Source organism: Mucilaginibacter sp. SJ (assembly GCF_028993635.1).
Taxonomy (GTDB): Bacteria; Bacteroidota; Bacteroidia; order Sphingobacteriales; family Sphingobacteriaceae; genus Mucilaginibacter.
In genome coordinates this window covers 6,758,912-6,772,446 of the sequence record NZ_CP118631.1, presented here as the reverse complement: position 1 = coordinate 6,772,446, position 13,535 = coordinate 6,758,912, and the positions used below count along the sequence as shown (strand labels likewise).

The following is a 13,535-nucleotide window of genomic DNA, read 5'->3' as shown; positions in this document are numbered from 1 at the left end:
ATAACATATAAGAAAGCGGCCAATGGTCGCTTTTTTTATTTTTGCACCAAACAAAGCACATTGAACGCAGCCGAAGATTTTTTAAACAGCAAATTACAGGAAAGGCAGGAAGCTGGCACTTACCGTGAACTGAAACCCGAAAACGGCATGGTTGATTTTTGCTCGAATGATTATCTGGGTTTTGCCCGTTCGCCAATTCTGAAACAAAGCATCGCTCACGAGGTAAACAACCATCCGCTTAGCTTAAATGGAGGCGCCGGATCAAGATTGCTATCAGGAAACATACAATATGCCGAAGATCTGGAGCAGCAAATAGCCATCTATCATCAAAGTGAAGCCGGTCTGCTTTTTAACTCGGGCTATGATGCCAACCTTGGCCTGCTTTCATCCCTTGCCCAGCGCGGCGATACCATTATTTTAGATGAGTTGGTACATGCCTCAATCATCGACGGAGCGAGACTAAGCTATGCCAATCGCTACAGTTTCAGGCACAACGATTTGGAAAGTTTAGAAGCCAAGTTAAAATTATCCAAAGGCAATTGTTATGTGGTTGTTGAAAGTGTGTATTCTATGGATGGTGATGCTTCTCCCCTTGTTGAAATCCTCAGCCTCACTGAAAAATATAATGCCGCCCTCATTGTTGATGAGGCCCATGCTGTAGGCCTTTATCCCAAAGGGTTGGTTTGCGAACTTGGTTTACAGCACAGGATCTTTGCCCGTGTGATAACATTTGGCAAGGCACTGGGCGGCCACGGGGCTGTAGTACTTGGTAGTAATAACTTACGGAAATATTTAATCAATTTTGCACGCTCCTTTATTTATACAACAACAGCACCTTTTCATCAGCTGGCAGCGATCAAAATGGCCTATCAGTTATTGGAAAATTCCCGCGAGGCCATCTTCTGCCTAAAAAAGAACATTGAACTGTTTAAACAGCAAGTAAACACAGGCAAAAATTTCACTTTACTAAATAGTGATAGCGCTATTCAATGTATCGTGTTCAAAAGCAATGAAATGGCAAGGGAAGCGGCTAAACAATTGCAATTGAATAACTTTGATGTGAGGCCCATCTTAAGCCCTACGGTTGCACAGGGTACCGAGCGGATCAGGATTTGCCTGCATAGCTTTAATACGGAAAATGAGTTAACTTTGCTGGCTGTAACTCTTAACAAATTTATATTACTACATGCCTGATACGCAACCGATATTTATTACCGGTATTGATACCGGAATAGGTAAAACCCTGGTTTCGGCTATTTTAACTGAAAAACTAAACGCAGACTACTGGAAGCCCATACAATCGGGTGACCTTGATAACAGCGATACCCTGAAAGTTAAAAACCTTATCTCAAATAAGGTCAGCCATTTTTTTCCCGAGGCCTACGCGCTCACACAACCCTTTTCGCCTCATAAATCTGCGGCTCTCGATAAAGTGACCATAGAACTTGAAAATATCATTCTGCCAAAAACAGATAACCAGCTAATTATAGAGGGCGCCGGCGGCCTTATGGTACCATTGAATGATAACTTTCTTATTATCGACCTTATTAAGCAGCTTAATGCAAAGGTAATACTGGTAAGCAAACACTATTTAGGCAGTATTAATCATACCCTGCTTTCCTTACATGCATTAAAAAAATATGGCATTCCTGTTATGGGGATAATTTTTAACGGTGATAAGGATATCTATTCAAAAAGCTATATCCTCGATTATTCAGAAGTTGCCGATCTGGGGCAGATCCCTGAGTTTAAAACTATCAACAAAAAAACTGTTAAAGAAGCCGGTAAGTTTATTACCTTGTAATACCGGCAGCTTTACAACCGATATTGCCGGCTTCGTAAACACATACTATGAAAAACATTACTGTAATTGGCTCCGGCACTATGGGCAATGGTATCGCCCACACCTTTGCCCAATATGGTTTCCAGGTATCATTAGTTGATATCAGCGACAATGCCCTGAGTAAAGCCTTACAAACCATCAGCAATAACCTGGACAGGCAGGTAAAAAAGGGCTCTTTAGATGAAGAGGCAAAAAACGAAACTCTCAGCCGTATCCGGGTTTTTACCAACCTGGCCGAAGGCGCTCAAAATACCGACCTCGTAATTGAAGCCGCCACCGAAAACCAGGAAATAAAGCTCAAGCTGTTTAAGCAACTAAGTGAAATTTGTGGCAAAAACGTAATACTGGCATCCAACACCTCATCTATTTCTATAACCCAAATTGCTTCAGTTACTAAAAACCCGGGCAATGTAATAGGCATGCATTTTATGAACCCCGTACCGGTAATGAAACTGGTTGAGGTGATCAGAGGGTACGCCACAACCAATGCTGTTACCGAAACCATTATGGAGCTTTCCCGTACATTAGGCAAAGACCCTGTAGTGGTAAACGATTATCCCGGTTTTGTAGCCAACCGAATTTTAATGCCGATGATAAACGAGGCCATTTATACTTTATATGAAGGCGTTGCCGGCGTACAGGAAATTGATACGGTGATGAAACTGGGCATGGCCCACCCTATGGGCCCGCTGCAATTAGCTGATTTTATTGGGCTTGATGTTTGCCTCGCTATTTTGAAAGTATTGCATGATGGTTTCGGTAATCCTAAATATGCCCCTTGCCCTTTATTGGTAAACATGGCTGTGGCAGGCCATTTAGGAACTAAAACAGGCAGCGGATTTTATAAATATACAGCAGGTAGTAAAGATTTGGTTGTAGCCGATAAATTCAGCATCTGAACGCGGTTAAACTTTCGATGTTGGAAATTGTCAATAGTTATTATACTGAACAACTAAAAACATCTGACATGAAAACCATTGCTAAATTAGGAATAATACTTGCCTTAACGGGCTCATTATTTGCATCATGCGCCGGTCAGGCTTATGTAACCGAACAACCCGTTGAACCGGTTTATGTCCGCCCGGTAGCACCCTACCCTAATGCTGTCTGGGTACCCGGCGAATGGGTTTGGCGCGGTAACCATTACGTTTACCGCCAGGGCTTTTACGCAAGGCCACGTTACAATCGCGTATATGTACAAGGCCATTGGCAGCCAACCAATCGCGGTTATGTATGGATGAAGGGGTATTGGAGATAAATTTCAGTAGCCAGTTTTCAATTTGCAGTTAGCAGTAAACATGTACTAACTACAAATTGAATTATTGGGACGCTGCAAAAGTGCTAACTATAAACTGCCAACTTAAAATCACATTCTCTCCGGCACTTCAATACCTAAAAGCTTCATCCCTTTGCTGATCACTTTTGCTGATGATGCAGATAAAGTCAAACGAAATTGTTTTGAGTCCTCATCTTCAGCCTGTAAGATCGACTTTTCGTGGTAGAACTTGTTATACGTTTTGGCAAGCTCATATACGTAGTTAGCGATTACAGCCGGACTGTAACCCTTTGCCGCTTCCTTAACAGTTTCGGGGTATTTATCAAGCAGTACAATTAAATCGCGTTCAACGCCTGCCAGTTCAGTTACTGCAGGTTTTATTGCTGGTTCATAATCAGCCCTGCTTAATACCGATTTAATACGGGCGTGTGTATATTGAATAAACGGCCCGGTATGTCCCTGAAAATCTACCGATTCATTAGGATCAAACAGTAAACGTTTTTTTGGATCAACTTTTAACAGGAAATATTTAAGTGCTCCCATGCCAATGGTATGATATAATGCAACCTTATCTTCGTCATTAAACGCTTCAACCTTGCCCATGGCTTCGGTTTGCTCTTTAGCGGTTGTTTCCATCTCAGCCATCAGGTCATCGGCATCAACTACCGTCCCCTCGCGCGATTTCATTTTACCCGAAGGCAGGTCAACCATACCGTATGATAGGTGGAACAATCCATCCGCACCGGTTTTACCTAATTTTTGTAAGATCAGGAACAGCACCTTAAAGTGATAATCCTGTTCGTTGCCCACCACGTAGATGGATTTATCCATGTGATAATCGTTATACTTCAATTGGGCGGTACCCATATCCTGGGTAATATAAACTGAAGTACCGTCACCACGAAGTACGAGTTTCTCGTCAAGCCCATCCGAGGTAAGGTCTATCCATACAGAGTTATCGGCTTTTTTGAAGAATACTCCTTTTGCAAGGCCTTCTTCAATAATATCTTTGCCTAACAGGTAAGTATTCGATTCGTAATAGTATTTATCAAAATCAACGCCCAGTTGCTTATAAGTTTCGGCGAAGCCTGCGTATACCCAACCGTTCATGGTTCTCCACAGGTTCATCACCTCTTCATCGCCTGCCTCCCATTTTTGCAGCATCTGCTGGGTTTCTATCATGATAGGAGTAGCATTTTTGGCTATCTCTTTGATCTTGTCTTCTTCGCCGGCAATTTTATCGTCCAGTTCGCCAATCAGCTTTTGATTTGCCTCGTCGGTTTGAGCACGTTTTTCTTTTACCTTAGCTATGGTAGCTAACGATTCTTCAATCTTTGCTTTTTGGTTTTCTTTAAAGGCCGAAAGATTATGTTTTTCATAAACTTCGCTCAAAACCGGTTTGAGCTGCTCTCTCAGTTCCTTATCAAACAGCACATAATACTTACCTACCAGGTGATCACCCTTCATGCCCGAAGATTCAGGCGTTTCGCCATTACCGAATTTTTGCCAGGCCAGCATGGATTTGCAAATATGGATCCCGCGGTCATTAACCAGGTTGGTTTTGATCACCTCGTAACCATCGGCAGCCAGGATTTCAGCAACCGAATAACCCAACAGGTTGTTACGGATATGGCCAAGGTGCAGCGGTTTGTTGGTATTGGGAGATGAATACTCTACCATTACCTTTTGTCCGTTAGGCTTTGCTACCGCAAAATCATCGGCAGTAATATTATTATATAACTGGCTAATCCAGTATTCGTCAGTTATAGAAAGGTTCAAAAAACCTTTGATCACATTAAAAGAAGCAACCTCCTTCAATTCACTTTTAAGATACTCCCCTATTTCGGCACCTGTTTGTTCAGGCCCCTTGCGCGAAAACTTGGTGAACGGGAAGGTTACTATGGTTACTTGTCCTTCAAACTCCTTACGTGTTTCCTGTATGCTAACGGCAGCCGGTTCAATGTCAGTTTGATATAATTGTTTAACTGCTTTTACGGCCGCTTCTATGATAAAATCCATTCGGCAAAATTAAATAAAATGGGCAGATTGCGAATACTAAAATGGCGATGTTTACATGTAGATTAGGAGCCACCTACAGAATCAACAGCAATTTATAATGGGCGCTACAAACAGGACACAGCTGGGGAGTACTGAGATTCAAATATTGGCATGAGCCACATGCTTAAAAACATGCCTATAATCATTTCTTACCCGATTATTGCAATTAAAAAAAGCCCCGGGTCAACGCTACTTTTTAGACATCCATTATAAGAATAATTATTTAATTCAAGAGGTAAACAACTTCAAAACCCCGGTCTGATTATTTTGCTCTGCCAATTTCCTGGCTGATATCCCCTGTTTATTCTCTATATTAAAGTCGGCGCCATATTTCAGCAACAACCTGATCTGATCCAGTTTATACTTTCGTTTCACCGCATAAAAAAGTGCAGTATTCCCATCTTTATCGGCAAAGTTTACATTAGCACCATTGCTTAAAAACCATTCGGCCACTTCAAAGCGTTTCCAGTTAAATGCAGCAATGAACGGGCTGTCATTTCCCACACCTGGGTCTGTTTGTGCACCATAACTTTTAAACAGACCGGCGGCTTCCACATCATTATACCAGGTTATAGCATACATGCAATGCTCCGGATTGGCGCCATTAGCCAGCAAATATTCATATAACAGCTTATTTCTTCCCCGGGTATAAGCATACCAAAGCGGGGTGGCCGGAAAAAAGCCGCATTCCTCTTTTATCCGGTGAATTGAATTGATATCCATGCCTTTTGCCAGCAATAGCTTAAGCATGCTCAAACTTTCTTCGGCTTTTGCAGGGCGTTTGGCGATTTCAATGCCGCACAGGTAATGAAGTGCGTTTTTACCGCTGTCCTCGGCCCAGGTAAGCCATCTGTGATCTTTTTCGATCATCGTTTTAACAGCTCCAACGTTAAGATCTTTTATGTGCTGAATAAATTTGATCATAGCTTTCTCCTTTTATTTATCCAGCAAAGTCAACCAGGTTTTCACAACGTTTCGCAAAGCTTCTTCTTTTGCCTTAACTTCTTCCATATTGTGAAAAAAAGCCAACCGGCGGCCGTCGGCATAATCGCCGGAAAGCAAACCGGATGTATCATTGATCTTTGCCCCTGAGGGGAATACCAGTCTGATACAATCTTTTTGGTATACGTTCGAAACGATAATATATCTTTTATACTCTTTAGGATCAAAGGGTTTCATTTCACCGATATATAAAAAGCTCGGTGCATTCCATTTGATATGCTCGCCAATTTCATCGTCAATAGCCAGGGTAATTTTTCTCAGCGCTCCTAACACTTCCTTCAATGGATGATCAAGCTTTTGCATGTAACTGTCTACCCCTGCCGAGTCGGCAAGGACAACTGGTTTGGTACTTTTGGCTTTCATGATTAACAGGTAATAAATTGGTTAAGAGGGGCTATTTAAATTTAAAAAAAGAAAACATAATACCAAAGGAACGTTGAATAGTACCATTAAATAACCCTGCATCGTCTTAACTTTGATATATCAAATCAGATTATTACCATCATGGAACAAAAGCTGCCATTACCGCCATTTAACTTTGAAACAGCCACCCAAAAAGTGCAATTAGCCGAAGACGCCTGGAACAGCCAGGACCCGGCAAGGGTTTCTTTAGCATATACCATTGACACCGAATGGCGCAACCGCTCGGAATTTGTAAACGGGCGCCAACAGGTAGTGGAATTTTTAACCCGCAAATGGGAAAAAGAATTCGATTATAAATTAAAAAAAGAACTGTGGGCCTTTACAGATAACCGTATTGCAGTACGTTTTGAGTACGAATATCATAATGCTGAAGGCCAATGGTTTCGTGCTTATGGCAACGAGAACTGGGAGTTTGACGAAAACGGCTTGATGCAAAAGCGCTATGCCAGCATCAATGACCTGCCCATCAAAGAAGAAGACAAGCGGCTGTAAAAAGAAATAGCCCATTACGAAAGCCGATGACTCTTATAATGGGCTAAACATCAATATTAAATAATTGAGCAAAAAGGTTTAGGGCTTCCTTAAATTCAGTTAATATCGTTTCGAGCTGTAATTTCAATATCCCGACGCCTCTTCGCAGCACTTTAATATTTATTTTATCAGGTGTGTAAATTAAAAGTTGGGTATATTTCTTTCAACAACCCAAATCTCGCTTAACAATTAAGAATTAAAAAGGGTGAAACCACCCTTTTTTGCTTTAAACTGCATGGTAAAATGAAATATAAGTTTATTATTTTTTTTACTTTGGCAATATGATTAACATCAGTTAACATATACACCTAATATTAATGCACACTTCAACATTTACAGGGCCTGTACAAATTGCCATAATTGATAATCATACCTTATTCAGACAGGGAATGATCAGTCTGCTGGGCGATTTTAAAGAGATCAATATCCTTTTCGACGCCGAAAATGGAGAGGATATGATCAGCAAGTTAAAAAAATCCTCCTTACCTGACATTGTATTGATGGATATAACCATGCCGGTAATGGATGGTTATGCGGCTACGGCCTGGTTACGGGAAAATCACCCTACAGTAAAAGTGCTTGCGTTGAGTATGTCTGACGAAGATAAACCGATTATAAACATGCTTAAGAACGGAGCTGTTGGCTATATGCTTAAGGAATCGAAGATAAGAGACGTAGTTTATGCGATGCAAACTATCCAAAAGCACGGCTATTATCTAAATGAACTGGTAAGCGGCAAATTGCTTTATACCATGCAAAATAAAAATACCCCCGTCGATAAATCAAAAGAGCTTACCTCCAATGAACTTACATTTCTGAAACTAAGCTGCTCCGAACTTACCTACAGGCAAATTGCCGACGAAATGAATCTGAGTCCGCATACTATTGATAATTATCGCGAATCATTATTTCAAAAGTTTGGGCTTAAATCAAGAACGGGCATGGTACTTTTTGCCATCAAAAATCAGATCATAACTGTTTAAGAGATTTTACTGATACAATCCATCGTTAAAAAAAGAGCTTAAACACAAAAGGGATCACTATGATGCCCAAACTTATTAAAACGTAATTACGATACAGCTTACTGTTACGGCTGGGATACAGGTTCATCAACTTATTATAACGATTGTTGTAAAATATGAGCAGGTAATTCAATAGCACAAAGGGAATAAAAAACACAAGCAAACCGGCTATGAACCCGTTTATGGCTTTATCCCTGGTTAAGTCCAATGTAAAAAGGATAGGAATATCAGTAAAAAAACGAAGGATAAACAATAATGTTAGCAGGTTAACACCCTGAACCAGGGACATAGGGATAATTGTAAATGCCTTCCAATACTTGCCATCCTCTCCTTTCTTTGCCCTTTCCTGCGTAATGGCATCAACCCAGATCTTATAATAAATGCTTAACATTTGTTTTAGCTTTAGTATGAACTATTTTAACTAACCTTAACGCTGCAGATAAGTTTGCTTTACTATTTTATGCGTGACAATTGCTATATTCCGTTAGTTATGGCAATTCGTTACGACATTTCGTCATTTCAAAGCCAGGAAATACACAAATAATTGATTGTCAACAATATAAAAAACAGGTATAAGTATTGATAACCCCTGTTTATTCGTAAGCAAATCACTTTAAAAAATATCGTTAACCTTAAAAATCACTGTTATGCCAAATCATTTATCAACATTAGGGGTTATTCATACGGCCATAAGCCTTGTAGGAGTTGCCGTTGGGTTTATTGCATTGTTTCAGGACGGGAAAATCGCCCCTAAAACAAAAAACGGCAGGCTTTACGGCATCTTTACCGTGCTGGCCTGTTTATCGTCATTTTTAGTTATGAAAACTGGTCACCTGAGTAGCGCCCATAACCTTTCGTTTCTTATTTTAATATTACTGCCTGTAGTTTACTATGCCCCCTCCCTGCGCATTTTTGGCAGCAAGGCAGATTATGTGCAAACCATAGGCATGACAGCCACTTTATTTTTTTCATTGGTACCTGCCGTAGTTGAAACGCTCACCAGGCTCCCGGTTGAACAACCGCTGGCCGAAGGACCTGACTCTCCTGTAGTAAAACTGGGGCTTTTGATCATGCTGGTATTATTTATTGTAATTATGATATACCAGGCAATTAAACTAAAGGGCCAGCGCAAAGGGTTTACCCCGGCTATGTGAATTGATATTTCGCCGGCACTTATGCCGATAATTTAAGCAGGGGTATGGAGTCATGTATCCGCTCGGCGCAACGGGTGGCCGGCGAAATTGATAAAGTATAAACAAAAAAGCACCCGACCGGCGTGCCTAAAAAACAAAACTAAATCAAATAACTTTATCCTGAAGCACCATCGAAAAAATACTTTTCATAGCAGCCCCGGTATTGTCTTTATAGTTTATGGTCAATTTATAATTGTCGACAACAAATGCCGAATTGGTATAAAACTGAGCGTTAGAAGGGTCGGTACTGATAACATTACTACCTTCACTTACCATTTTTTTTGCGATAACAATGTTTAATCCATCCCCTTTAGTATGAAATTTCCCGGTGTACTGAACCGTTGTTGAATTACCATTTTTATAAGTTACATCGGCCAAAATAAAAGTACTATCCGACGAGAATACTAAATAACGCGCTTGTTCCCCCTCTTTAACCGGAATATACCACTGGCCAAAAAGGGATGTATTTTTTTTGACGGGTTGCTGCGCCTTGTCTTTTTTACAGGCGCCAAGAGAAAACAAAACCGATAGCAACAGGCAAACAGTTAAATTCTTAAATATCAATACAGGCTTAATCATAAAGTGAAGGTTTTACCTATCCGTACGATAGAAACTTTTAATTCGCTACACTAATAACAAAAAAAGACCGCTCTGAAGAAGCAGTCTTTCGATATAGTAAGTTAACCAGGTTTTAATCAGCTTTGCTAACCCTGCCTGATCCCGCGTAACGGGTTGTACCAATTGTTGCGGTACCGGAATATACAACACTTCCTGAACCAGAAATACGCGCAGAAACTGTTTTACTGGCAATCAAATTAATATTTCCTGAACCGGCAATTGACGCCTCAACAGTTTCAGTCCTCAATGATTTGCCGTTGATCTCTCCCGAACCTGAAATACGGCAGTCGGCCATACCGGTACTGCCCTTAACATCAATTGAACCTGATCCGCTGATTTTCAGATCCAAAGTACCTGATTTAACAGCAGTTTTAATATTCCCTGAACCGCTTAACGCAATTTTGGCATTTTCGGCGGTCATTATACCATCAACAGTTGCATTTCCTGAACCGCTGTTAGCAAGGTATCCAAGGCTTTTGGCGGTGATGTAAATATTGGCCCGCTGCATATTGCGATGATTTTTCCAGTGATCCTTGAATTCAACTTTTAATATGCCGTTTTCTACTTCAGTTTTAATATCATCAACTACATTGGCATCAACATCAAGTTTCAGGCTTTCGGTCCCATCAATTTTAATAAATACGTTAAACGGGCCACCACAGGCAATACCGTTATAACCGGATACGCTGCGGGTTACAGTTTGCGCAGAAGTATTAAAGGCTATCGAAACCGTTAGTAACGAAGCCATAAGTGAGAAGATTAGTTTTTTCATGATCGCGTGTTTAAGAATATGACGCTTTTTCTAAAAAAACGTTGCAATTTTTTTAATTTTTTTACCTCTACCAACTTCCGCAAAGATTCATTACAACCTGAAATTAAGCGATACATAAGGGTACCAGCCTTCGCTTGAATGCCCTGCCAATATTTGCAATACTGTTAAACTTGCCGGCGCAAAATATAACCCGCCGCCTGTGCCGGTATGCCACTTATCTGAATGCTCATCGTCTATCCAAACGCGGCCCGCGTCATAAAAGCCCACTAAACCTAACTGGCCCGGCAAAATATAACTGGCTATATCGGCAAGTTTAACCCTTGCCTGCAAATTATTAAACACCATATGCTTGCCTGCAAAGCGGTTTTGCAGATACCCCAACAGGTTGCCCTGTCCGCCCAAAAACATTGACTGGTAAAAAGCAGGCTTACCAAAGCTTACGCCGCCGCCAACACGGTCAGATAATACTATAGCGCCCCCCGGAGTTAGCTTTTGGTAGTAAGTAAATTCAGGCTTTATTTGTATAAATGATTTTGAGTATCTGTTAAGGCCGGTATACCCCTGTGCTGTAACAGTAAAATAAAACCCGCTTTTGGGCAGTATATTATTGTCGCGCCTGTTTGTTGTATAATTTATCAAAGCACCAAGATGAGTTTTATCTTTTCCTACCGATAAACTATCATAGGAGTTAATGAGTGATGATTGATTAATAAAACGCCCGGCATTGTCTGCAAGATCAAGGTGATAATACTGGAACGAAGGGCCAACACTGATATCGCTGTTCTTGCCTGTATGCCAGCGCAAAGCCGGGTCAAACTGGTAAATATCATACCGGGTACGGTAAAATCTCCGGTAGCCCGTAAATTTGTTCAGTACACTTTCGTTACCCAAACCAAAAAAGTTCACCGTATTATCGGGCGATTGAATGTTGGCTTGCATAGTAAAATCAGCTTTACCAACGGCATCTATCCATTCGCCATTATACTTGATCCTGAATGCATCGGTGGCAAATGAATGGGTTATCATTACCTGTTGCAGGGTTGAGTATGGTAGTTTACGGAAGCCATCATGCCCGATATATTTAAAACCCAACCCCAATAAAAATCCATCATCTTTATTTAAACCGGCAGTTGCCAGTGGCATCCATACATTATATAAATTGGTAGGCAGGAATTGTGTATTTAATGTATCGTTAGACAAGTGCTTGCTCAGCCTGTCGGTATTGCCTGTAAAAGTTATACTGTCTTTACGGCCGTAAAACTGCACCTTACGGTTGGCCTGTTTAACATCGACAGTTTTATTGCCAACGCTATCTACAATTCTCAACTTTATTGGCGAGCTACCATTATTGATCACCACCTGATCATCGCCGGCCGAAACATATAGCCTGATCTCCTTTGTAACTTCAGGCTTGTAAACCATATCCATAAAACGGTTTTTGGTTTCCCCCTCTTTATTTAGCTTATCTATGGTTATCCTTGTAGCCTTATCCGGTGCATCTGAAATAGTTATCAACTCGTTTTTATCAGTGGTGCGGACATCCACTATCCTATTGATGAACTTATAATACTCGCTCATTGCTTCCGGAATGTTGTCACGACGCTTTTTAAGCTTTGCTAACAGGTCATCATGCCTCAATTTATAGCTTTCAGCAGGCAAACGCTTTAAACTCTCTTCAAGCACCTCATCAGTTTCGGCTTTAACAAAGTCATTGGCAATTTGCATCCATCGTTCATAGCTTATTTGCGCGTCAGGGTATTCCTTCATAAAGCGCGTTTTAAAAAGAGAATATTTCACATGCGGAATATCCCCTGTAAAATCTTCCAGTAAGGGGTCTATCCAGGGTAGGGCTGCAATACTTGGAAACACGCCCTGCGTAACGTGAAATACCTGATCACGGTCGCGCGGTACGGCTATATAGGTTTTTCCTTTCCCATTTTTAGTATCGGCCCAGCGCCATTGGTCTTCGTGCCTATCCCAATCGCCCATTAAAAGATCAAGCATACGGGCGCGCAAAAACCCTTCCCCATCCAACCTATTGTCATAGCTTTTAAGCAGTTGCCTCTGCATTTTAAGGGTATTATCTGATGAACCTATTGGTTCCCGTTCTTCTATCAAACATACCGTACCTATAAATAACTTACTGTATTGTCCAAGTGCCGGGTCTTCGGCCACAACGCCTATAATTGGGTTAGCATGCGGTACGTTTGCAGCTTCAGCAAGCGGAGGCACTATCAGGGCAGAGTACGGATGCTGACCGCTAAATTCATCGCCAACCCAATCAACAGCAAAAGTGCCCTGCAAATTTGGCGGGAGCAATTTATCCGGTACTTTTTCAACGCTGCGCAGTACCCATTCGCGGCCGGTTTTATCTTCCAGCCGTAACGACTTTGACTCCATGCCGCCGCCTTGCTTTATAGGGGTAAGTCCACCGTTTATTTGTGATAACCGGATCACCGGCAATTTAACTTTCATTGCCCAGTCCTTACGATAGTTTTCGCCGAACAACCAACGGTGAATTCCGGTTACATCATCGTATGAGGCATGAACACTTACAACGGTGCTATCCGGAAACTTTTGCCAGGCTGATGGTGCAATGGCCTGTGCATTTGCGTACACCGCCGAGCCTGTAAGGAATAAAAAAGTGAGTATTTTTTTTGTCATGAGGTAATGTGTTTAAGATGTAGGGACTTAAATACTTTGAATCATACACAATAGATGTACCAAATATATAAATAACTATATTTCAATAATTTACACAAGAAAACACAGAAACAAGTAGCGATATATCGTTATT

Annotated in this window: 14 protein-coding genes; 7 read left to right on the top strand and 7 right to left on the bottom strand. The window is 41.2% G+C overall.

Annotated elements, in window-relative coordinates; translation table 11 throughout:
* Window positions 1-60 precede the first annotated feature (60 nt).
* From MusilaSJ_RS27820 to MusilaSJ_RS27805, 4 genes are all read left to right on the top strand, one after another.
* Entirely contained in the window at window positions 61-1,194 is a 1,134-nt protein-coding gene (locus MusilaSJ_RS27820) for an aminotransferase class I/II-fold pyridoxal phosphate-dependent enzyme (protein ID WP_274988002.1), read from the top strand.
* Window positions 1,187-1,804 carry a dethiobiotin synthase gene (gene bioD, locus MusilaSJ_RS27815; protein ID WP_274988001.1) on the top strand — a complete coding sequence of 206 codons (618 nt, stop codon included), beginning with the start codon at window positions 1,187-1,189 and terminating at the stop codon, window positions 1,802-1,804. Before MusilaSJ_RS27820 ends, bioD begins: the two co-directional genes overlap by 8 nt.
* Window positions 1,805-1,851: 47 nt before the next feature.
* A complete protein-coding gene (locus tag MusilaSJ_RS27810) occupies window positions 1,852-2,742 on the top strand; it encodes a 3-hydroxyacyl-CoA dehydrogenase family protein (protein WP_274988000.1) in 891 nt (296 codons plus the stop codon).
* A gap of 68 nt (window positions 2,743-2,810) precedes the next feature.
* Window positions 2,811-3,101 carry a hypothetical protein gene (locus tag MusilaSJ_RS27805; RefSeq protein WP_274987999.1) on the top strand — a complete coding sequence of 97 codons (291 nt, stop codon included), beginning with the start codon at window positions 2,811-2,813 and terminating at the stop codon, window positions 3,099-3,101.
* A 108-nt stretch (window positions 3,102-3,209) separates the two neighbouring features.
* On the opposite strand, the gene argS is transcribed toward MusilaSJ_RS27805, so the two are convergent.
* The 3 genes from argS to MusilaSJ_RS27790 all read right to left on the bottom strand — a co-directional run bounded on the left by argS (window position 3,210) and on the right by MusilaSJ_RS27790 (window position 6,542).
* The gene (argS, locus tag MusilaSJ_RS27800) at window positions 3,210-5,138 is read right to left on the bottom strand and encodes an arginine--tRNA ligase (protein ID WP_274987998.1); all 1,929 of its coding nucleotides are present in this window, start codon (window positions 5,136-5,138) and stop codon (window positions 3,210-3,212) included.
* Window positions 5,139-5,405: 267 nt separating this feature from the next.
* The gene (locus MusilaSJ_RS27795) at window positions 5,406-6,101 is read right to left on the bottom strand and encodes an ankyrin repeat domain-containing protein (protein ID WP_274987997.1); all 696 of its coding nucleotides are present in this window, start codon (window positions 6,099-6,101) and stop codon (window positions 5,406-5,408) included.
* Window positions 6,102-6,113: 12 nt separating this feature from the next.
* Window positions 6,114-6,542 carry a DUF1801 domain-containing protein gene (locus MusilaSJ_RS27790; protein WP_274987996.1) on the bottom strand — a complete coding sequence of 143 codons (429 nt, stop codon included), beginning with the start codon at window positions 6,540-6,542 and terminating at the stop codon, window positions 6,114-6,116.
* Between the two features lie 141 nt (window positions 6,543-6,683).
* Here MusilaSJ_RS27790 and MusilaSJ_RS27785 point away from each other — a divergent pair, with 141 nt between their 5' ends.
* Window positions 6,684-7,094 (top strand): nuclear transport factor 2 family protein, encoded by a 411-nt coding sequence (locus tag MusilaSJ_RS27785; protein WP_274987995.1) that lies wholly within the window; start codon window positions 6,684-6,686, stop codon window positions 7,092-7,094.
* A gap of 356 nt (window positions 7,095-7,450) precedes the next feature.
* Window positions 7,451-8,116, top strand: coding sequence for a response regulator transcription factor (locus MusilaSJ_RS27780; RefSeq protein WP_274987994.1), 666 nt, complete (start codon window positions 7,451-7,453; stop codon window positions 8,114-8,116).
* Window positions 8,117-8,141: 25 nt separating this feature from the next.
* Here the strand turns inward: MusilaSJ_RS27780 and MusilaSJ_RS27775 are convergent, their stop codons facing one another.
* Entirely contained in the window at window positions 8,142-8,546 is a 405-nt protein-coding gene (locus MusilaSJ_RS27775; protein WP_274987993.1) for a hypothetical protein, read from the bottom strand.
* Window positions 8,547-8,802: 256 nt separating this feature from the next.
* Between MusilaSJ_RS27775 and MusilaSJ_RS27770 the strand changes: the two genes are divergently transcribed.
* Window positions 8,803-9,309 carry a hypothetical protein gene (locus MusilaSJ_RS27770; protein WP_274987992.1) on the top strand — a complete coding sequence of 169 codons (507 nt, stop codon included), beginning with the start codon at window positions 8,803-8,805 and terminating at the stop codon, window positions 9,307-9,309.
* A 144-nt stretch (window positions 9,310-9,453) separates the two neighbouring features.
* Here the strand turns inward: MusilaSJ_RS27770 and MusilaSJ_RS27765 are convergent, their stop codons facing one another.
* The 3 genes from MusilaSJ_RS27765 to MusilaSJ_RS27755 all read right to left on the bottom strand — a co-directional run bounded on the left by MusilaSJ_RS27765 (window position 9,454) and on the right by MusilaSJ_RS27755 (window position 13,402).
* Complete coding sequence (locus MusilaSJ_RS27765; RefSeq protein ID WP_274987991.1) at window positions 9,454-9,927, bottom strand: hypothetical protein; 474 nt, start codon at window positions 9,925-9,927, stop codon at window positions 9,454-9,456.
* A 112-nt stretch (window positions 9,928-10,039) separates the two neighbouring features.
* Entirely contained in the window at window positions 10,040-10,738 is a 699-nt protein-coding gene (locus MusilaSJ_RS27760) for a head GIN domain-containing protein (protein WP_274987990.1), read from the bottom strand.
* Between the two features lie 90 nt (window positions 10,739-10,828).
* Window positions 10,829-13,402 carry a BamA/TamA family outer membrane protein gene (locus MusilaSJ_RS27755; RefSeq protein WP_274987989.1) on the bottom strand — a complete coding sequence of 858 codons (2,574 nt, stop codon included), beginning with the start codon at window positions 13,400-13,402 and terminating at the stop codon, window positions 10,829-10,831.
* Window positions 13,403-13,535: the final 133 nt, after the last annotated feature.

Coding starts and splice junctions, on each gene's coding strand:
- MusilaSJ_RS27785 (WP_274987995.1), top strand. CDS start 6,684: ATGGAACAAAAGCTGCCATTACCGCCATTTAACTTTGAAACAGCCACC.
- MusilaSJ_RS27760 (WP_274987990.1), bottom strand. CDS start 10,738: ATGAAAAAACTAATCTTCTCACTTATGGCTTCGTTACTAACGGTTTCG.
- MusilaSJ_RS27795 (WP_274987997.1), bottom strand. CDS start 6,101: ATGATCAAATTTATTCAGCACATAAAAGATCTTAACGTTGGAGCTGTT.
- MusilaSJ_RS27780 (WP_274987994.1), top strand. CDS start 7,451: ATGCACACTTCAACATTTACAGGGCCTGTACAAATTGCCATAATTGAT.
- argS (WP_274987998.1), bottom strand. CDS start 5,138: ATGGATTTTATCATAGAAGCGGCCGTAAAAGCAGTTAAACAATTATAT.
- MusilaSJ_RS27810 (WP_274988000.1), top strand. CDS start 1,852: ATGAAAAACATTACTGTAATTGGCTCCGGCACTATGGGCAATGGTATC.
- MusilaSJ_RS27765 (WP_274987991.1), bottom strand. CDS start 9,927: ATGATTAAGCCTGTATTGATATTTAAGAATTTAACTGTTTGCCTGTTG.
- MusilaSJ_RS27790 (WP_274987996.1), bottom strand. CDS start 6,542: ATGAAAGCCAAAAGTACCAAACCAGTTGTCCTTGCCGACTCGGCAGGG.
- MusilaSJ_RS27775 (WP_274987993.1), bottom strand. CDS start 8,546: ATGTTAAGCATTTATTATAAGATCTGGGTTGATGCCATTACGCAGGAA.
- MusilaSJ_RS27805 (WP_274987999.1), top strand. CDS start 2,811: ATGAAAACCATTGCTAAATTAGGAATAATACTTGCCTTAACGGGCTCA.
- MusilaSJ_RS27770 (WP_274987992.1), top strand. CDS start 8,803: ATGCCAAATCATTTATCAACATTAGGGGTTATTCATACGGCCATAAGC.
- bioD (WP_274988001.1), top strand. CDS start 1,187: ATGCCTGATACGCAACCGATATTTATTACCGGTATTGATACCGGAATA.
- MusilaSJ_RS27755 (WP_274987989.1), bottom strand. CDS start 13,402: ATGACAAAAAAAATACTCACTTTTTTATTCCTTACAGGCTCGGCGGTG.